Origin of the sequence: Shewanella sp. SP1S1-7, assembly GCF_031932105.1 — a bacterium.
Lineage (GTDB): Bacteria > Pseudomonadota > Gammaproteobacteria > Enterobacterales > Shewanellaceae > Shewanella > Shewanella baltica.
The window spans coordinates 40,987-59,396 of record NZ_JAUOEU010000005.1 but is presented as its reverse complement, the minus strand read 5'-3'; the positions used below and the strand labels follow the sequence as shown (position 1 = coordinate 59,396).

The 18,410-nt window shown below is 46.2% G+C and carries 19 protein-coding genes; 11 read left to right on the top strand and 8 right to left on the bottom strand.

Annotated features, from left to right (window positions below):
* Positions 1–11: 11 nt before the first annotated feature.
* Complete coding sequence (gene ispB, locus Q4Q49_RS05950; RefSeq protein ID WP_037391117.1) at positions 12–983, bottom strand: octaprenyl diphosphate synthase; 972 nt, start codon at positions 981–983, stop codon at positions 12–14.
* Positions 984–1,254: 271 nt separating this feature from the next.
* Here ispB and rplU point away from each other — a divergent pair, with 271 nt between their 5' ends.
* The 7 genes from rplU to Q4Q49_RS05915 all read left to right on the top strand — a co-directional run bounded on the left by rplU (position 1,255) and on the right by Q4Q49_RS05915 (position 5,624).
* Positions 1,255–1,566, top strand: a complete 312-nt coding sequence (gene rplU / locus Q4Q49_RS05945; protein WP_006080526.1) for a 50S ribosomal protein L21 — start codon at positions 1,255–1,257, stop codon at positions 1,564–1,566.
* A gap of 14 nt (positions 1,567–1,580) precedes the next feature.
* Positions 1,581–1,835 carry a 50S ribosomal protein L27 gene (rpmA, locus tag Q4Q49_RS05940; RefSeq protein WP_006080527.1) on the top strand — a complete coding sequence of 85 codons (255 nt, stop codon included), beginning with the start codon at positions 1,581–1,583 and terminating at the stop codon, positions 1,833–1,835.
* A gap of 214 nt (positions 1,836–2,049) precedes the next feature.
* The gene (cgtA, locus tag Q4Q49_RS05935; RefSeq protein ID WP_106649677.1) at positions 2,050–3,219 is read left to right on the top strand and encodes an Obg family GTPase CgtA; all 1,170 of its coding nucleotides are present in this window, start codon (positions 2,050–2,052) and stop codon (positions 3,217–3,219) included.
* A gap of 27 nt (positions 3,220–3,246) precedes the next feature.
* The gene (locus tag Q4Q49_RS05930; RefSeq protein WP_220777047.1) at positions 3,247–4,008 is read left to right on the top strand and encodes a threonine/serine exporter family protein; all 762 of its coding nucleotides are present in this window, start codon (positions 3,247–3,249) and stop codon (positions 4,006–4,008) included.
* Complete coding sequence (locus Q4Q49_RS05925) at positions 4,005–4,478, top strand: threonine/serine exporter family protein (RefSeq protein ID WP_106649679.1); 474 nt, start codon at positions 4,005–4,007, stop codon at positions 4,476–4,478. The genes Q4Q49_RS05930 and Q4Q49_RS05925 overlap by 4 nt, the downstream gene beginning before the upstream one ends.
* A 27-nt stretch (positions 4,479–4,505) precedes the next feature.
* A complete protein-coding gene (gene folA / locus Q4Q49_RS05920; RefSeq protein ID WP_006085830.1) occupies positions 4,506–4,988 on the top strand; it encodes a type 3 dihydrofolate reductase in 483 nt (160 codons plus the stop codon).
* 222 nt (positions 4,989–5,210) lie between these two features.
* Complete coding sequence (locus tag Q4Q49_RS05915) at positions 5,211–5,624, top strand: DUF3718 domain-containing protein (protein ID WP_006080534.1); 414 nt, start codon at positions 5,211–5,213, stop codon at positions 5,622–5,624.
* A 309-nt stretch (positions 5,625–5,933) separates the two neighbouring features.
* On the opposite strand, the gene Q4Q49_RS05910 is transcribed toward Q4Q49_RS05915, so the two are convergent.
* From Q4Q49_RS05910 to lptD, 7 genes are all read right to left on the bottom strand, one after another.
* A complete protein-coding gene (locus tag Q4Q49_RS05910; protein WP_107946707.1) occupies positions 5,934–7,955 on the bottom strand; it encodes a methyl-accepting chemotaxis protein in 2,022 nt (673 codons plus the stop codon).
* 96 nt (positions 7,956–8,051) lie between these two features.
* Positions 8,052–8,876 carry a symmetrical bis(5'-nucleosyl)-tetraphosphatase gene (locus Q4Q49_RS05905; RefSeq protein ID WP_259569714.1) on the bottom strand — a complete coding sequence of 275 codons (825 nt, stop codon included), beginning with the start codon at positions 8,874–8,876 and terminating at the stop codon, positions 8,052–8,054.
* 21 nt (positions 8,877–8,897) lie between these two features.
* The gene (apaG, locus tag Q4Q49_RS05900; protein ID WP_028761528.1) at positions 8,898–9,278 is read right to left on the bottom strand and encodes a Co2+/Mg2+ efflux protein ApaG; all 381 of its coding nucleotides are present in this window, start codon (positions 9,276–9,278) and stop codon (positions 8,898–8,900) included.
* A 48-nt stretch (positions 9,279–9,326) separates the two neighbouring features.
* Positions 9,327–10,133, bottom strand: a complete 807-nt coding sequence (rsmA, locus tag Q4Q49_RS05895) for a 16S rRNA (adenine(1518)-N(6)/adenine(1519)-N(6))-dimethyltransferase RsmA (RefSeq protein ID WP_006085825.1) — start codon at positions 10,131–10,133, stop codon at positions 9,327–9,329.
* A gap of 15 nt (positions 10,134–10,148) precedes the next feature.
* On the bottom strand, positions 10,149–11,135 hold the full coding sequence (pdxA, locus tag Q4Q49_RS05890) for a 4-hydroxythreonine-4-phosphate dehydrogenase PdxA (protein WP_311989063.1): 987 nt from the start codon (positions 11,133–11,135) through the stop codon (positions 10,149–10,151).
* A gap of 6 nt (positions 11,136–11,141) precedes the next feature.
* On the bottom strand, positions 11,142–12,446 hold the full coding sequence (surA, locus tag Q4Q49_RS05885) for a peptidylprolyl isomerase SurA (RefSeq protein WP_106649686.1): 1,305 nt from the start codon (positions 12,444–12,446) through the stop codon (positions 11,142–11,144).
* Between the two features lie 242 nt (positions 12,447–12,688).
* Positions 12,689–14,986, bottom strand: coding sequence for an LPS assembly protein LptD (gene lptD, locus Q4Q49_RS05880; protein ID WP_311998870.1), 2,298 nt, complete (start codon positions 14,984–14,986; stop codon positions 12,689–12,691).
* Between the two features lie 159 nt (positions 14,987–15,145).
* Between lptD and Q4Q49_RS05875 the strand changes: the two genes are divergently transcribed.
* The 4 genes from Q4Q49_RS05875 to Q4Q49_RS05860 all read left to right on the top strand — a co-directional run bounded on the left by Q4Q49_RS05875 (position 15,146) and on the right by Q4Q49_RS05860 (position 18,404).
* Entirely contained in the window at positions 15,146–16,189 is a 1,044-nt protein-coding gene (locus tag Q4Q49_RS05875) for a phosphotransferase (protein WP_311998869.1), read from the top strand.
* Positions 16,186–16,872, top strand: coding sequence for an N-acetylmuramate alpha-1-phosphate uridylyltransferase MurU (gene murU, locus Q4Q49_RS05870; RefSeq protein WP_107402466.1), 687 nt, complete (start codon positions 16,186–16,188; stop codon positions 16,870–16,872). Before Q4Q49_RS05875 ends, murU begins: the two co-directional genes overlap by 4 nt.
* A 69-nt stretch (positions 16,873–16,941) precedes the next feature.
* Complete coding sequence (djlA, locus tag Q4Q49_RS05865; protein ID WP_063883715.1) at positions 16,942–17,730, top strand: co-chaperone DjlA; 789 nt, start codon at positions 16,942–16,944, stop codon at positions 17,728–17,730.
* Positions 17,731–17,771: 41 nt separating this feature from the next.
* A complete protein-coding gene (locus Q4Q49_RS05860) occupies positions 17,772–18,404 on the top strand; it encodes an outer membrane beta-barrel protein (RefSeq protein ID WP_311998868.1) in 633 nt (210 codons plus the stop codon).
* The last annotated feature ends 6 nt before the right edge of the window (positions 18,405–18,410 follow it).

The following is an 18,410-nucleotide window of genomic DNA, read 5'->3' as shown; positions in this document are numbered from 1 at the left end:
TTAGCGAGTAATCAATGATTACGGTCGACCGAAATCTTAGCTAGCGCAACTAAGGCTTGCTTGTAGTCGCTGTCGGGTAGAATCGATAATGCCTCGATGGCTTTCTCTGATTCTTCAATCGCTTTTTGCTGGGTGTAGTTTAACGCGCCGCAATGGTGCAGTGCTGCCACTATTTTATCTATGGCCTGTGTACCATCGCCTTGCTCAATTGCTTGACGTATGAGGTGTTTCTCTTCGTCTGTGCCATGGGCAATGGCATAGATGAGTGGCAGAGTTGGTTTACCTTCAGCAAGGTCATCACCTATGTTTTTGCCTAGCTCATCACTGTCGGCGGTATAGTCGAGTAAATCGTCGGTAAGCTGGAAGGCGGTACCAAGATACTTACCATAGTTACCTAAGGCGGTTTCTTGCTCTGGCGTCGCACCCGCTAACACACCCGCAAGCAGAGTAGCCGCTTCAAACAACTTAGCTGTTTTACAATAAATGACCCGCATATAGCTTTCTTCTGTGGTATCAGGATCGTTGCAATTCATCAGTTGTAAGACTTCGCCCTCGGCCAACACGTTCGTGGTATCCGCTAACACTCTGAGCACTTTCATGCTGTCGAGTTCAGTCATCATCTGGAATGAACGGGTATAAAGAAAATCCCCGACCAGCACGCTGGCGCTATTGCCGAACAGTGCGTTGGCGGTTTCTCGTCCGCGGCGCAATGTCGATTCATCAACTACATCATCGTGGAGCAATGAGGCCGTATGGATAAACTCAATAATCGCCGCTAGCTTAAGATGCGCTTCGCCTTCGTAGCTCACCGCACGTGCGGCTAATACCGACAGCAGAGGACGAAGACGTTTACCACCACCATTAATAATGTAAAAACCTAATTGATTAATTAGGGCGACATCTGATTCAAGCTGTTTATATATCAGCTGATTGACTGCTTGCATATCAGTGTCAGCCAGTTGACGAATAGCGTTTAAATCCATAGTAGACTCTGGTTGTGGGGTCATTACGTACCGGCCCCTGTTTAGGCTCACGTGTTATAATGAAATGAATTTTACCTAAAATTCTGACATATGACAGCACTAGCTCAACTAATGTGAGAGTTAATCCGGTCTTTTTTTATTCTTTCCTAATTAGGGCTTGCCAGAGTTAGATTCTTCGCGTAAACTCCGCGCCCATTGTCAATAAAGTTTTTATAGCACCCTGCCTCATCCAAGAATGAGCCCGCGTGTTAGGAATTGGAGTAAAATAGCTATGTACGCTGTTTTTCAAAGTGGTGGTAAACAACACCGTGTAGCCGAAGGCCACACTGTTCGTTTAGAAAAGTTAGAAGTTGCAACTGGTGAAACTATCGAATTCGATCAAGTTCTTTTGATCGCTGATGGCGAAACAGTGCATGTTGGTGCTCCTTTAGTAGCTGGCGGTAAAGTCGTTGCTGAAGTTGTAAGTCACGGTCGTGGCGATAAAGTAACTATCGTTAAGTTCCGTCGTCGTAAGCATCACGACAAGAAAATGGGCCACCGTCAGTGGTTCACTGAAGTTAAAATTACTGCTATCAACGCATAATAGGAGTCTAACTCATGGCACATAAAAAAGCTGGCGGTTCTACTCGTAACGGCCGCGATTCAGAAAGTAAACGTCTAGGTGTTAAGCGCTTTGGCGGTGAATCAGTTCTAGCTGGTAACATTATCGTTCGTCAACGTGGTACTAAATTCCACGCTGGTGTAAACGTAGGTATTGGTCGTGACCATACTCTGTTTGCTCTGACTGACGGTAAAGTGAAATTCGAAGTTAAAGGCGCTAATAACCGTAAGTTTATTAGCATCGAAGCTTAATTTTCGAACCTAGCTTATACTGTTAAAGCCCCGCCATTGGTGGGGCTTTCTGTTTTTTGTGCTTCTATTTACGCCGTGTAGATGCTTGAGTTGGTAAATGATTACCAAGAATGAGCATTGACAGGTAAGATTGGGAGCAAAGTATCTCGAGTTTTTTGGCGACCAATGAAGTTAGACGGTATAATTGCTTCATTCAGTGGTGCCAGGAGTAAGTATGAAGTTTGTCGATGAGGCAGTAATTAGGGTCGAAGCAGGCGACGGCGGTAGCGGTTGTGTTAGCTTTAGGCGCGAAAAGTATGTACCTGATGGTGGTCCTGATGGTGGTGATGGTGGCGACGGTGGCAGTGTTTTCCTGCAAGCTGACGAAAACTTCAACACTTTGATCGAGTTCCGTTTTGAACGTTTTCACATGGCTGAGCGTGGCGAAAATGGTCGTGGCCGTGATTGTACCGGTCACAGCGGTAAAGATCTGATCTTGAAAGTTCCTGTTGGTACTCGCGCGGTCGATCATGATACTGAAGAAGTCCTTGGGGATTTAACGACCCACGGTCAAAAGCTATTGGTTGCCAAAGGTGGTTTCCATGGTTTAGGTAACACCCGTTTTAAGAGCAGTACTAACCGTGCTCCACGTCAAAAGACGTTAGGAACACCCGGTGAAGTACGCAGCCTTAAATTAGAGTTGTTACTGCTGGCTGACGTTGGTTTGCTTGGCATGCCTAACGCGGGTAAGTCGACATTCATTCGTGCGGTTTCCCGTGCAACGCCGAAAGTGGCTGATTATCCGTTTACAACACTAGTGCCTAACTTAGGTGTGGTTAATCCACGTCCTGGTCAAAGCTTTGTGATTGCGGATATTCCAGGTCTCATCGAAGGCGCTGCCGATGGTGCGGGTTTAGGTATTCGCTTCTTAAAGCATCTTGAGCGTTGCCGTATTCTGCTGCACATCATCGATATTGAGCCGATTGACGGAACCGATCCGGTTGAGTCTGCGCGCGCTATTGTTGGTGAGCTTGAGAAGTATTCTCCAAAGTTGGCGAGCAAGCCGCGTTGGTTAGTCTTTAACAAAACCGATTTGCTGCTCGAAGAAGAGCTGCAAGAAAAGGTTGACCGTATCGTTAAAGAAATGGGTTGGGAAGGTGACGTTTACACGATTTCTGCCTACAACCGCGACGGCACTAATGAGTTGGCATTAAAACTCCTCGATTATATTGCGAGCCTGCCACCAGAAGACAATGAGGTTGACCCAGATAGTGAAGTCGAGTTCAAGTGGGATAATTATCATCAAGCCAACCTTGATTCATTAAATGAAGACTATGTTGATGAAGATGATGACGACGACTTTGATGATGACGACTACGACGTAGAAGTTATTTACCAGAGATAATCTTAACGTCCTAATTTTGAGAGTTCAGTGTACGCAGATACTCAAAATGATATTACTCGGCAAGTTGTGCGTGCTGCACAACTGCTACTGGCCTACGGCGCAGAATCTGATTTAGTTGAAGAAATCAGCCAGCGTCTAGGTCAGGCTTTAGGCCTTGCCAGCGTAGAACTCTCCATTTCCTCCAATTCCCTCGTATTAACCAGTTTGGTTCATGGTCGATGCATCACTACGACTCGTCGCATCCGTGAGCATGGCATTAATATGACCATAGTTTGTGAATTGCAACGCATCTGTTTATTAGCTGAAAAAGGGCTGTATGGCCCCAATGAAGTGCGTAAACGTTTGGCGCGGATTGAGCCTAAAAGCTATCCTCCAAGCTTAGTTGTCTTCATGATTGGCCTGTCTTGTGCTAGTTTTTGTCACCTGTTTAATGGTGATCTTATCTCGTGTGTGATTACCTTTTTTGCCGCAGCAGTGGGTATGTCTGTACGTTTAGCGATTGCTAAACGGCATTTTAATTTATTGATTAACTTTGCCGTCACCGCTTTTGTCACCAGCATGTTGGCTCAGACGGGCTATGTGTTTGAATTGAGTGAAACCCCTAAGGCAGCAATGGCAGCGAGTGTGCTAATGCTAGTGCCTGGTTTTCCGATGATCAATGCGATATCGGATATGGTGAAAGGGCATATGAATGTCGGCATTTCCCGTTGGGGCCATGCGACTTTGTTGACCGTTTCTTCGGTCATCGGGATTACGATCGCGATGCAGATCGGCGGGATTTTCCTATGATGGAATTACTGATAACGCTGTTGCACGATGCTTTTTTCTCAGCAATCCCCGCCGTAGGATTTGCTATGGTGTTTAATGTTCCTAAACGATTTCTTCCCTATTGCGCTATAGCGGGAGCCATTGGTCATAGCTCGCGCACCTTAATGCTACAGTTTGGTTTACCAATTGAGTGGGCCACCTTTGCCGCGGCTGCTATCGTCGGGATTATTACCATAGGGTTTGGAAAGCGCCACTTAGCGCCACCTTTAATGTATGCTGTCGCCGCTATTATTCCTATGATCCCTGGCACTTATGCCTTTAATACTGTCATTGCCTTAGTGCAACTGACTGCCCAGTCTCAGGTGAGCCCTGAACTGACGGCACAAGTGATTAGTAATGGCCTCAAAACCGTCTTTATTCTCGGGGCGTTAGCTGTGGGGCTGGCTATGCCGAGCTTGCTGTATTTCAGAACCCGCCCCGTCATTCAATAATTCTATTTCAATAAAACAGGAGTGAGCATGCGCATTGCTATGATAGCCGCGATGGCAAACAACCGAGTCATCGGAAAAGAGAATAAAATGCCATGGCATCTTCCAGAAGATCTACGTCACTTTAAAGCCATGACCCTAGGTAAGCCTGTGGTGATGGGGCGTAAGACCTTTGAGTCCATTGGTAGACCCCTTCCTGGCCGACATAACATAGTGATTTCACGTCAAACGGATCTCGTCATTGAGGGAGTGACCTGTGTGACCTCTTTTGATGCAGCCAAACAAGCCGCCGGCGAGTGTGAAGAGTTAGTGGTAATTGGTGGCGGTCAGCTTTATGCCGAGTTATTACCTTACGCAGATACCTTATATTTGACGCAAATCAAGCTAGAAGTTGAGGGCGATACATTTTTTCCCCATTGGGATGACGGAACTTGGAAAGAAACGGAATCTTTGTCTAGTATAAATGCGGATGGTTTGGAATATCGCTTTATCAATTTGGTGAAAAAATGTTAAATTGCAGCCTCTGTTGTGTACCCAGTGTGTATGGGGTGTCAGTTTATCTAACGTATTGCATCATATCGGACATTTAGTTTTCACGGAAAGAAGAGATAGCCGATTTCGTTATCCTAGATTTCGAACGAGAGCTAAAGCCAAGAGGTCAATACCCTTTAGAGACGAGATGCAGCCCATACAAAATTGATAATAAAACTATAAGAAAGTATTAAGGAGTATCGGATGCGTCTTATGCCTGTAGCCTTGGCTGCGTTAATTGGATTTAGCTATATCACTGTACCAACCCCTGCTGTTGCGGGCGTTGATCCACTTGTCGCGAGTATTTGCGATTACGTAAAAGCTAACGATAAAAACCGCCTACGTAAAAAATTAAAAGAAAGCCGCGTTAAGCTACGTCAGATTTACAGTGGCATCAGTTGCGATGGCGCAAGTCTATTGCGTACCGCTTACGGCGCGAGTGCTAATGATGCCGGTGAGTTTGTGGCTAAACGTTTGTCAGTGACGGAACTGAGTGTCGCTGAAGCCGATGGTATGACTATCCAAGCTTGGGCTGAAGCAAACGGTCATGGTGATAGCCCTATCACTGCTGCAGTGAAAGAGCGTCTTGGCGCTGCTGCGGGCGGCGAAGAAGAGTAATCGCTGAGCTGGACTCGTTGCACCGAACTAGCGGCACTTTAGCTCTATTTGCAGCTTAGTAATATTAAGTGACGAGTATTAAGCAATTGGTTTAAGCCATTAGCGTTAAGAGTCTAGTATTAAGCGCTTTGCATTAAACATCTTGCCTTGAATCAGAAAAAATGCCGAACTTAAGTTCGGCATTTTTTATGGCCCTAATTTGCACTAAGTCGGTCAGACCGAGTGATTGGTATGATAGGGAAAGTAAATTTGGCGCAAAAAAAGGGCCGCTAAGCGACCCTTGGTTTAGAAGATTTTAGCAATTAACATTTAGACTCTAAATTCGCCGACTGAGGCTTGAAGCTCTTCGGCTAGTTTGGCAACTTGATGGCTAGACTGAGCCGTTTGATCTGCGCCGATAGCCGTTTCTTCCGAAATGGCAGCAATATGCTCCAGTTTTTCAGACACTTGCTGACTCACTAAATTCTGCTCTTGAGCAGCATGGGCGATATGAGTGCCTGAGTCATAGGCCTTATGCACAGACTGGCTAATGGTTTCGAGGGCAATGTTGGCTTGCTCAGTTTTTTCAACACAGGCATTTGCCTGAGCACGTCCCATATCCATGGCGGCAACGGCTTGCTCTGCACCTTGTTGCAACACTTCGATCATCTGTTGGATCTCTCGGGTCGATACTTGAGTACGTGAGGCTAAGCTACGGACTTCATCGGCAACTACCGCAAAACCACGACCTTGTTCACCGGCTCTAGCAGCTTCAATGGCGGCGTTAAGGGCGAGTAGGTTAGTCTGCTCTGCAATGCCACGGATCACATCCAAAATTGAGCCAATTGAGGCGCTATCAGACTGCACTTTATTGATCACAACGCCTGCCTTTGCCACTTCATCGGCTAAAGCCAAAATAGTCAGTTTGTTCTCTTCGGCAATGGCGCGCATATGCTGAGTTTCTTGGTCGGCTTGCTTGATTTGCTCAAGGGCTTGATCGGCACTTAACGACACTTGTTGCGCGCTAGAGCTCAGTTCTGTGGTTGCAGTGGCCACTTGGTCCACTTGGCTTTTTTGTTCTTGAATACCTGAGGTGGTTTGCGCTGTGATTGCTGACGTTTGTTCAGCTGCCGCGGCCAGTTGGTTCGACCTATCCAAGATACCGATAATCAAACTGCGTAAGCTATCGACGAGACGGTTGCAGTTTTTCGCTAGCTCCGCAAATTCATCGTGTCCAGAGTCATCCAGCTTATGGGTAAGGTTGCCTGAGGCTAAGACGTTAAGGGCATTGTTCACTTGGCTGAGTGAGCGTTTGAGCGGGTTCACTACAGCAAAACTCACAATGACAGCGACAACAATGGCAACTAACACCACAATCATTGTTTGTATGCTAGCAGAGTCAATCTTAGCTATGGTGTCGTTGCTCATGTTTGCGGCAACAAGTTCGATGTTATTACTCACATCATCCATGTTGGAATTAATAACTTTCACGTCTTTTTCGATAATAGCGAGTTTGAGCACAGCTTCTTTAGCATGGGAAAGCTGGCTCGATTTCAGCTGCAACATAGATTGCGGGCCGGTAACGAGCGCTAAAACTTTTTCAATATCTTTAGTGACTGAACTTAAGGTATCCGCATCGACGATACCTTGACCGTGACGATTCACATATTCAAGTTTGTTCTTGGTTTCGCTGATAATGTAGTCAAGTTCTTTAGAGATCAGTTCATGCTTACTGTCTTCTTCATTGGTGACTAAATCTGCGATAGTGGTGATGATATTCCCGAGGCTAGTATCAATCGCGCTGGCTGACGCGGCCAGACTTTGCTCATCGGGATTTTGACTGCTTTCTAAATCAACAATATCGAGCAGTTCCGATGAGGCATCATCGGCGGCATTTTCGAGTTTTTTCTTTAGATTAACTAACTGTTCTTGCTTGCTTAATGAAGCTTCACGTTCGGCGATCATAGCAAGGCTGTCTCGTTCAAAGCTTGAGAAACTACCGCTTAATTGGCTGATTAATGAGGTGAGCTCTGGCTGGCTTTTGACTAATTGGGTGATGTTGGCTATTTCGTTTTTGAACTGAGTTCCATGATCATCGAACACTTTGCGAATACTGGGAATATTGGCCGATTTAGGCGTGTGATAGGCAATCAGGATTTGTCTTTGTTGCTCACTCAAGGTTTCACTGAGGTGATTGGTCGACTTAAGCGCGGGCAAGCTTAATTCTTGCATCATCGCCGAGCTTGCTTTTAGGCTGTTGTTGGTGAGGTAGGATGTAAATCCTAGCACCACGAGCAAAAGCGTGACAATACCAAATCCGCCAATCACTCTGGTGGCTACGTTAAATTTCATAGGATACTCCGATTTTTATTATATTTTTCCAAATGAAAACAGGGTGATTTCAGGGTTAGGCGGCTCAGTCTGTTATCGACTTTAAGCTATTTTAGTTTAACTCTTTTTTAACTTTTTTTGCGTAATTTTTTGGTCTTTTTCAAGATGCCATAGGGTTAAGTGTTCACCCCAGCAACAACCTGTATCTAAAGCCTTTAATTTAGTATCGCCGACATTGCCCATCAGTGCTGCCCAATGGCCGAAAACCAAGGTGTGACTCTGGCGCAGGGGCGAAGCAAACTCAAACCAAGGTTTGAGTTGTGGATTAGTACAGTTTTCAGGAGGTTGTTTACAATCAAAATCGAGTCGGCCATCGACATAGAGGTAGCGCATGCGTGTTAATGCGTTGATGCAGTAACGTAGGCGCTCTATGCCAATTGCACTTGGGTCCCATTGTTCGGCACTATCCGAATACATTTGGCTTATCAGTGCCTCAAGATAATCATCTTGTTTGAGTGCGCAACTGACGAGTGCGGCTTCTTCTCTTAATACTTCAAGCGACCACTGCGGTGGCACACCCGCATGACTCATGATGAGTTGGTGTTCAGGTAATTCACGCATTAGGGGTTGCTGCCTCAGCCAGTCAATTGAGGCTGAAATGTCGGGCGATTCAAGAATTTCAGTTAAATTATCGCTGGGCTTAGCTCGTTTGAGCTTGCCGTGTAACGCCATTAAGTGGAGATCGTGATTGCCTAAAACCGTTTTAGCGGAATCACCTAAAGAACGAAAAAAACGTAGTGTAGCTAAGGAATCTGGTCCACGTGCAACAAGATCACCTACAGCCCAGAGTTCATCACGTGAGGGATTAAAATCGACCTTAGCGAGTAATTTTTGTAATTCAGCGAAACAGCCTTGAATATCACCAACAAAATAATGCGCCACAGTACCCCTTTCCTAACGATATTAATGTAGTAAGCCTGGGGTCGCTAAACGGAAGGGACGGATCGTCGCTTGGAAACGCTCACCCGATTCGCTGACCATACCATAAGTGCCATGCATTATGCCAAGTGGCGTATCGAGCACTGTGCCACTGGTGTATTGATAGGCGGTATTTGGCGCTATGGTGGGCGTTTCACCGACAACTCCGGCGCCTTGGACTTCACTGGTATTGCCATTGGCATCTGTGATTATCCAGTGACGGGTCTCGAGTTTTGCCGCCTGCTCCCCTAAATTGATGATAGTGATGGTATAGCTGAAGAGGTATTTTTCATCCTCGGGTGAGGACTGCTGCTCTATATATTCAGTTTTAACTTCAACCCGAATGGAGGTGTCCAATGCGCTCATTCTTGTTCCTAGGCTTTGGTATAAGGGCACCTAAGTGCCCTGATATATTTATGCTTTTTTATCACAAACCATGTTAGCCATAGCAACATACTGCTGCACGCTAATCTGCTCTGGGCGTTGACTTGAGTCAATCCCTAATTGCTCGAACTCATCGTCAGATAACATGTGCTTTAAGTTATTACGCAGAGTCTTACGACGCATATTGAACGCCGTAGTACAAAGGTGACGTAGTACGGTCACATCTTTGCAAGGGAATGGCTTGACCGCGTATGGCAGCAAGCGTACGACTGCTGAGTCGACCTTAGGCGCGGGCGTAAAGCTGTGGGGCGGCACTTCAAGAACCGGAACCACTTGGCAGAAGTATTGCGCCATTACCGTTAAACGGCCATAGGCTTTACAACCTGGGCTTGCCGATAAACGCAGTACCACTTCTTTTTGCAGCATAAAGTGCATGGTTTCAATCTGTTCGGCAAATTCGAACAGGTGGAACATCAGCGGCGTTGAAATGTTGTAAGGTAAGTTACCAAACACTTTCATCTTTTTGCCAGGCACACTCAGTTGACCAAAATCAAACTGCAGTGCATCACCTTGGTGAATGGTCAGTTTATCTTTAAGGACTGGGTGATGATGTAAGCGTTCAACTAGATCGCGGTCAAGTTCGACGACGGTCAGGTTATCTACAGCTTCGGCTACGGGTTCGGTTAAGGCACCAAGGCCTGGGCCGATCTCGACCATCACATGGTGATTATCGGGGGCAATTGCGCCCACAATGCGGTCAATCACATTGCCGTCGGTAAGGAAGTTTTGTCCGAAACGCTTTCTGGCCGTGTGGCCTAAATGTACTTTGTTGCTCATTAATAATGTAATCGTTTAGTTCTTTGAGGATAACTCAATGGCTTTATTCAGAGCACACACAAAGCTGCCAATATCGGCTTTGCCTGTACCCGCGAGTGTGAGCGCCGTACCATGGTCAACCGAGGTACGAATATAGGGTAAACCTAAGGTGATGTTTACCGATTTGCCAAATCCTTGTGACTTGAGAACGGGAAGTCCTTGGTCATGGTACATGGCCAAGACGACATCGGCGTCCTGTAAATATTTAGGTTGGAACAGGGTATCGGCCGGTAATGGGCCGACAATACTCATCTGGAACTCTTCTCGCAACTCGTTGAGTGCAGGAATAATCACGTCGATTTCTTCACGTCCTAAATGGCCGTCTTCACCTGCGTGTGGATTGAGGCCACAAACATAAATTTTCGGTGAAACTATGCCAAATTTGCTGATGAGATCGGCATGTAAAATCTTGATAATATGTTGTAGGCGTTGACGCGTTATCGCTTTTGCAACATAGGCCAGTGGAATATGTGTGGTCACGAGTGCCACTTGTAATCCCGGCGTTGCCAGCATCATCACCACATCTGGGCAATTTGCTTGATGGGCAAAAAACTCAGTATGGCCACTAAAGGAAATACCCGCTTGATTGATAATGCCTTTGTGTACCGGACCTGTCACGACAGCATCAAACTCGCCGCTCATGTTTTTCTCGCCCGCATAACGCAAGGTTTCAACTACATAAGTGCTGTTTTGCTCATCGAGCTGACCGCAAATCGATTCGGTCACTAGCTTGAAGGGGGCAATGGTTAATGTGCCCGCTTCTTGCGGTTTAGGCGCTTGATTTGGCTGGTAAGGGCGGAAAGTCACTTGCAAACCGAGTCGTTTAGCACGGCTGGTTAATAATTCTGGATCCGCACAAACGACTAACTCAGCAGGCCAAGCCTGCTGAGCGAGTTGTACGACTAAATCGGGGCCAATACCTGCGGGTTCACCAGGGGTAACGGCAATACGTTTAGTGCTCAATTAACATTAACCTCGATTGGTCTCTGGCTGGAAGATTTCAATGTATGCGTCTGAACGCATTTCGTCTAGCCAGTTTTGCAGTTCTTCGTTAAATTTGCGACGAAAGATCAACTGGTGCGCACGGTTGCTGTTGAATTGATCTGTGGCATCGGTTTTTCTGCGTTCTTCTAACTGAGTGATATGCCAACCGTGGGTGGTACGGAACGGCTCACTAATCTGGTCGGTTTTTAAGCTATTAAGAGTTTGAGCAAACTCAGGCACGTAAATGCTTGGTTCTGCCCAACCTAATTCGCCGCCTTTAGTGGCTGAACCAGGATCTTCAGAATATTGACGCGCTAGGTCTTCAAACTTAGCTTCACCTGAGCGAATTTGTTTCAGGAATTGCTCAAGCATAGCTTTAGCACGGTCTTCCGACAGAATTGGCGATGGCTTAAGCAAAATGTGGCGCGCTCTGACTTCTTCGATTTCTTTGGTTTGTAGGCCACGAGCATCCATGATCTTGATGATATGGAAACCTGCACCACTCTTAATTGGACCGATAATGTCGCCTGTTTTCGCGCCGTTGATCACTTCGGCAAACAGGGTTGGCATTTCGTTGATGTTCATGTAGTCCCAAATACCACCTTCGAGTGCTTTAGGACCCGAAGAAGACGCGATAGCAGTACGGCGGAAATCTTCACCACTCTTCAAACGCTCCAAAACGATATTGGCACGTTTACTCGAGGATTCCAGTTGTTCACTGGTTGGATTACTTGGCACGTCAATCAGGATGTGGCCAATTTGATATTCCACATCTTTCATCCCTTGTTCTTGGATGAGTTTGACTAGGCTGGTAATTTCCTGTGGTGACACTTGGATACGGCGTTGTACTTGAATACGTTGAATTTCACCTAAGGTGATTTCTTCGCGTAATTGCTCGCGGTATTGGCTAAAGCTTAACCCTTCGCTTTCAATTTTCTGTTGCATCTGGGCCACAGACATTTTTTGTTCGCGCGCGATGTTTTCAATCGCTTGGTCTAATTGTAAGTCACCAATATGCAGGCCGATACGATCTGCCATTTGCAGTTGTAAACGGGTCAAGATCAAACGTTCAATCACCTGAGTACGCAGGGCACTGTCAGAAGGTAACGATTGGTTTGCCGTTTTGGCATTGGCTTTAACAGTGTCAATCATGTTAGCGATTTCACTTTCGAGCACTATGCCGTCGTTAATTTGGACCGCAACGCGGTCGAGTGGCTGAGGTGCGGCCAATGTAGGTTGGCTGATAGCGAGTGCAAATAAAGCAAAAATCAGATGTTTACTGGGTTTCATCCACAAAATCCTTGGCACGTTCTAAGGTCAGGTTCGACGGCTTAATTGAAATAACTTTACCATTTATATCGAAATTACAGCGAGTTGCCCTAATGTAATTTTTTGGCGATGCATTTGAGTGCATGGTTAACCCTTTAGGTCCGCTTTTATTAGCGTTAGCAAAAGGCAAACGGTAAGGCACTCATTAACCTGTTTGGACTCTCAGTCCTTGTTGAGGTTCAGCAATTTATCACAATTCTTTGCTAATTCCTCAGATAAAGCGGTTTTCTGTAGTTAAACAGGCCGTCATTGAGCATATCTGATACGCCTAATGGGCCAGAACCACCGAGTCCTTTAATGACTAAGTTCAGGTAGAAGCCGCTTTCAAATTGCTCACGGGAGTCGATAGCAGCAGAGCCTATGTTGTCGTCATAATTGGTTTTAATGCGGTAGTGATAACTAAATCGCACCGCATAACAGCATGATTCGTATTGAATACCTGTGTAGGTTTCAATGCCGCGGCTTTCGTTTAAGTCATAATACCAATTACCCACGAAATAGAGATCGTCACTGATAGGCCAAGCACCACGAACGCCCGCTTGGGAGATGTTCACAGTATCATTGGTATTGGAGTTCAATAAATCGGGGACGTAGCGATAGCTAAATTGCAGTAATTTGTTCGCTTCGGGTCTGAAGTCTAAAGTGACTTCCGTTTTTTTATTTTCACTGGTGTTGGTGTCGTACTGAATTGCCGCCCCCATGTACCAATTATTCGTTAAACGTGTATCTAACTCGGCGGCTAGTACTGATGTCGATTGATTTGATTCAAAAATATTGTCTTCATAACCGACTTTACTGTCCTGCAAGTAAAAAATTTGCCCTAGGCTAAATTTAGTCGCTTCTTGGTTGTGATCGTCGAACAAGCGAGTTGTTAAACCAAGCGTAATTTGATTTGCATCGGAAATTCGATCCAGACCCGAGAAGCGACGATCACGGAATAGACCAAAGTAGTCGTCCTGTAATTGAGCTGTATCATAAATGCCTATGTTGCGTTGATCTTCGTAGCCGACATAAAGATATTGAAATTGTGGCTCGAGCGTTTGGCGGTAGTTTTGATCGAAAAGCTCAGTAAAACGTTCGAAGTTGATTTGACCATTAATCCGTACCTGCGGAATGGTTCGGCTTACTATGTCGTCCAGATCTTCATTAGGATCGTTATTCTGTTGCCAATAATTGGTCTGCATTAACTTCACTTGGCTGGTGAGTGAGCCCGAAGGTCCGTGAATCGGCAGAGTCACGCTCGGTGCCATATGTAAACGCGTCGCCGTATTTACATTGTTGTCTTGATGGGCAAAATTAGTCAGCTCCGAATTAAAACCAAAATCTAAATTATTCCAAAAATCGGCAGCACGATAGTTAAAGTTGACCTGAGGCATCACCTGATACGGTTTTTCATCTTCACCGAGGACTTTAATGTCTTGGACCCGAGTGCTGATATCCCAGTTACTTTCGAAGTAGCTGATTTCACCTATGCGCGACAATTGGTTGTCGGTAGCACGGTTCACATCTGACTTTAAGTCATTGAAATAGTTGTTGTCTGACACATCAGTAAAATTAGCTAAAACACGCCAATTTTTGTCAATAGCCCCTTGATGTTGCCAGTTATACAGGTAGCGATTAGGACTGCCACTGATCAATTGATCGTTGCCAAGGTATTCAAAATTGACTCGGCCTTTCTGGGCATCACCGGCTAGATAACCAAACTCAGTCTTAGTGAATAATCCACGGTTAGACATATAGTTAGGTGTAAAGGTTAAATCATATTCAGGGGCAATGTTCCAGTAATAGGGCGCTGAAAATTCGACGCCATTGGTAGTACTGGTGCTAAAGCTGGGGTAGAGGAAACCCGACTTACGTTTATCAGAAACCGGCACTGTCATATAGGGAATGTAGAATACCGGCACACCGCCGACTCTTAATTTGGCATTCCAAATTTCGCCCCATTCTTCTTCACTGTTGATCTTAATTTTTTCGGCTTCGAGCAGCCAAGACACATTGTCGGGAGGACAAGTCGTGAAGTTAGTATTGGTTAAAATTAAATTGTTATTGATGGTGATTTGCAGTTTTTCGGCATCGCCATGGACCTGTTGGCCATGCAGCCAATATTGTGCCCCTTTAAGGGTGGCACGATTGGAGCGCATTTGAGCTTGCAATGATTCGGCGGTAACAGTGAAGTTACTGTCTTGGAAGACTAAATTACCATTGGCATCAAACTGTTCGGTCGCTTGATCTAAAATAGCCTCATCGGCTGCTATGTGTCTATCGCCTTGGCTAAAAACCACATCCCCGCGGAAAATGGCTTGTTTGCCCATTTCTGCATCAGAGTTATCAGAGACAATACGAATTTTGTTGAGTTCAGCCGCACTCATCCCTTGGGTTTGAGATACGATACGGGGTACTGGCGGTTCGATTAAGCATTGAGATGCCGAAGCGGTTGGAGAGTCGTCTGCCAGGACTATTTGCGGTAACAGGCTCAGGGCCAGAAGGTATCGGATCTGCATCTTTAGGTCAGTAATTATGATTTCTTATTCTGGACAAGTATGGATGGGGAAAGTTGCAATTTACAAACGCAACGACGCTTAATAAATCTCTCAATTTCTTAGCTGTTTCCAAATTATATGCCAGCTATAATAAAGCAATTTTTCTTTAAGAGCCATGAAATGACTTTATCCGATCCGAGATTTCTTTCCCTAAATCAGTGGCTGAATGGTTATTTTTCCGATGAGGTGACACCAGTATTGATTTCCGGTGACGCAAGTTTTAGACGTTACTTTCGGATCACTATGCCCAATGCCTCCTTTATCGCCGCCGATTCACCGCCACAACTGGTGCCCATCGCGCCTTTTATTGCCTTATCTAATGCCTATGCTGCCGCGGGACTGACAGTTCCAAAAGTGATCCATGCTGACGCCGCTCAAGGTTTTATGCTGATGAGCGACTTAGGCGATACCCAGCTGTTATCAGTGCTTAACACGCATAATGTGGCTGACTATTATCGTCAGGCGCTTGATTTATTGCCGCAGGTGGCCTCTGTGGTTGCAAGTCAGCATTTTGTTAGTGGCCTAGTTGAGCCCTTACCGCTGTACGACGAAGCCTTTGTGCGCCGTGAATTGCACATCTTTACTGAGTGGCTTCTCGGCACTCATCTTAATTTGTCATTGGACGAGTCAGAGCTGCAAATGCTAAGCGATAGCTTTGATCTGCTTGTCGACAATGCGCTATCTCAGCCTAGTGTGGGGATGCACAGGGATTTCCATAGCCGCAATCTTATGCTGCAAGCAGGCAAATTGTGTGTGATTGATTTTCAGGATGCTGTCGTCGGCCCTGTGACTTACGACGTGGTATCACTATTGCGTGATTGTTATATTCGTTGGCCGCAGCCGTTAGTCGCAGACTTGATGCAGTACCATTATCAGCAAGCACTCGCGCTAGGTTTTATTCCCACACAGACCCCCGTTGAGCAATATCAAACTTGGTTTGATCTCATGGGCTTGCAGCGACACATCAAGGCGGTGGGGATTTTTGCACGGTTAAATTATCGCGACAGTAAACCTGCCTATATGGCGGATATTCCACTGACATTAACGTATATTGTCGACATCGCCATGCAGTATCCCGAACTCGTGCCATTTGCACACTGGTTGACTCGTCGCGTGTTGCCTGCGTTTACAGCTAGCCAGTCTTTATCTGAGGTTAAGCAATGAAAGCCATGATCTTGGCCGCCGGACGAGGTGAGAGGTTACGGCCGTTAACGGATAATATGCCTAAACCTATGGTGCCAGTATTAGGTAAACCGTTGATTGTTTATCATATTGAAAAACTTGCCGCGTTAGGCATAGTCGATATCGTCATCAACCATGCTTGGCTAGGGCATAAATTAGTTGAGGCGCTGGGCGATGGTAGTGCTTTTGGGGTGCAAATTCGCTATAGCGCCGAAGAGAGTGCGCTCGAAACTGGCGGCGGCATTAAACGGGCTTTGCCTTTGTTGTGTGAGGGTGAAGAGGGTGAAAGTGATGAGCCCTTTTGGGTTATTAATGGTGATGTGTTTATTGATACCTTACCGCCAATCACGCAGCTTGCTGCCGATTCGCTCGCTCATTTGTGGCTAGTGCCTAATCCTGAGCAGCATCCGCAGGGGGATTTCGCCTTGGATGGCAATCGAGTGCAGGAGCTTGGTGAGACTAAATACACTTTCTCTGGCATGGGCATTTATCGGCCGTCGCTGTTTAATCAGACGCCGCAGGGGGCGTTTGCACTCGGTCCGTTGTTGAGAGCACAAATGGCTCAAGGCCGAGTCAGTGGCGGGCTGTTTGAGGGACTTTGGTGCGATGTTGGCACGATAGCACGCTTGCAAGGGCTCGAACTCAGATTACAAAGCAATACCTAAATATCCGTGTTGGCTTATCCATAGGATTTCGCTGGCACATCAAATACATAATAGAAATCAGGAAATAAGATGCGGCTTTGGGGTAAGTTTTTTGGATTTGTCATTGGCTTTATGTTCGGCCGTATTTTTGGTGCACTGCTAGGTTTGTGGCTCGGTCATCTTTACGATAAGCGCGCGGCTTCTGGCGTGGGGTTTCGACAAGTGCTAGGGCAGGCTAAGAATCGCCAAGCTATCTTCTTTAATACCACCTTTGCGGTGATGGGGCATGTGGCGAAAGCGTCGGGACATGTGACTGAAACCGATATTCGCATCGCGACCTTGTTAATGGATCAAATGCGCTTAACCGGTGAAGCCCGTAAAGAAGCGCAGCAGGCGTTTCGCGAGGGGAAATCGGCGGATTTTGATCTGCGTAGCAGCCTACAAGCTTTCCGTGTTATTACCATGGGCCGCAAAGAGTTAGTGCAGATGTTCATCGAAATTCAGATCCAAACGGCATTGTCCGACGGTGAACTGGATCCCGCTGAACACGCTATCTTGATGACGATTGCCCAAGAGTTAGGTTATGGTCGAGCACAGTTAGATGAATTACTGAAGCGCTGGCAGGCGGAGTTTCGCTTTCATCAGACCTCAGGTGGCAACAAAACATCGATTACCGATGCTTACAGTTTGCTGGGGATTACTAACGAAGCCAGCGACCAAGAAGTTAAGCGAGCTTACCGTAAGTTGATGAACGAACATCATCCCGATAAGTTAGTCGCTAAGGGCCTGCCACCGGAAATGATGGAGTTGGCCAATCGTAAGGCACAGGATATTCAAGCGGCCTATGACAGAGTCAAGTCTGAGCGCGGTATGCGTTAGTCTTGATTGCTTTGGATTGTATAAAAGATAAGGAATTCATTATGAAAAACACGTATAGCCTGTTGCTGTTGGCGAGTTTGTTATCTGTGACTATGTCCACGCAGGCCGAGGTGTTTGTCGCACCTTTTGGCGGTTATAGTCTGGGTGGCGGTCAATTTGATGTTAATCAAGTTGAGGTCAACGCAGATCAAACGGGCGACAAGAAAAATGTGAAGGTCGAGGAATCAAGCCATTACGGCCTGATGCTGGGCATTGCCACGAATGATCCCGGTAATATTTATCTTTTATACAGTCACCAAGCCTCTGAACTCAAAAGTGGCGGTTTGTTTACGCCCGATCGTCTTACCTCTTTAGACTTAGATTACATCCACTTAGGCGGGACTTTATATTTTCCCCGTGGCGATATTCGACCCTACGTCACCGCAAGTGCAGGGATCACCCGCATGCTGCCCGACGCTTGGTCGAGTGAAACACGTTTCTCTATGGGGATTGGCGGTGGGGTAGAGTATCAAGTCACTCAACACTTTGGTTTGTTTGCAGATATTCGCGGTTACGCGACGTTTATCAACAGCGACAGTTCGTTGTTTTGCAATGAAGATGAATGCCTATGGCACATTACGTCGGATGTGATGTGGCAGGCGCAGGCTAACCTTGGGTTCAAAGTCAGTTTTTAGCGCTAA

Bases quoted from the DNA above. Each gene is read 5' to 3' on its own strand.
- ispB (WP_037391117.1), bottom strand. From the start codon at position 983: ATGGATTTAAACGCTATTCGTCAACTGGCTGACACTGATATGCAAGCA.
- rplU (WP_006080526.1), top strand. From the start codon at position 1,255: ATGTACGCTGTTTTTCAAAGTGGTGGTAAACAACACCGTGTAGCCGAA.
- rpmA (WP_006080527.1), top strand. From the start codon at position 1,581: ATGGCACATAAAAAAGCTGGCGGTTCTACTCGTAACGGCCGCGATTCA.
- cgtA (WP_106649677.1), top strand. From the start codon at position 2,050: ATGAAGTTTGTCGATGAGGCAGTAATTAGGGTCGAAGCAGGCGACGGC.
- Q4Q49_RS05925 (WP_106649679.1), top strand. From the start codon at position 4,005: ATGATGGAATTACTGATAACGCTGTTGCACGATGCTTTTTTCTCAGCA.
- folA (WP_006085830.1), top strand. From the start codon at position 4,506: ATGCGCATTGCTATGATAGCCGCGATGGCAAACAACCGAGTCATCGGA.
- Q4Q49_RS05915 (WP_006080534.1), top strand. From the start codon at position 5,211: ATGCGTCTTATGCCTGTAGCCTTGGCTGCGTTAATTGGATTTAGCTAT.
- Q4Q49_RS05910 (WP_107946707.1), bottom strand. From the start codon at position 7,955: ATGAAATTTAACGTAGCCACCAGAGTGATTGGCGGATTTGGTATTGTC.
- apaG (WP_028761528.1), bottom strand. From the start codon at position 9,278: ATGAGCGCATTGGACACCTCCATTCGGGTTGAAGTTAAAACTGAATAT.
- rsmA (WP_006085825.1), bottom strand. From the start codon at position 10,133: ATGAGCAACAAAGTACATTTAGGCCACACGGCCAGAAAGCGTTTCGGA.
- surA (WP_106649686.1), bottom strand. From the start codon at position 12,446: ATGAAACCCAGTAAACATCTGATTTTTGCTTTATTTGCACTCGCTATC.
- lptD (WP_311998870.1), bottom strand. From the start codon at position 14,986: ATGCAGATCCGATACCTTCTGGCCCTGAGCCTGTTACCGCAAATAGTC.
- Q4Q49_RS05875 (WP_311998869.1), top strand. From the start codon at position 15,146: ATGACTTTATCCGATCCGAGATTTCTTTCCCTAAATCAGTGGCTGAAT.
- murU (WP_107402466.1), top strand. From the start codon at position 16,186: ATGAAAGCCATGATCTTGGCCGCCGGACGAGGTGAGAGGTTACGGCCG.
- djlA (WP_063883715.1), top strand. From the start codon at position 16,942: ATGCGGCTTTGGGGTAAGTTTTTTGGATTTGTCATTGGCTTTATGTTC.
- Q4Q49_RS05860 (WP_311998868.1), top strand. From the start codon at position 17,772: ATGAAAAACACGTATAGCCTGTTGCTGTTGGCGAGTTTGTTATCTGTG.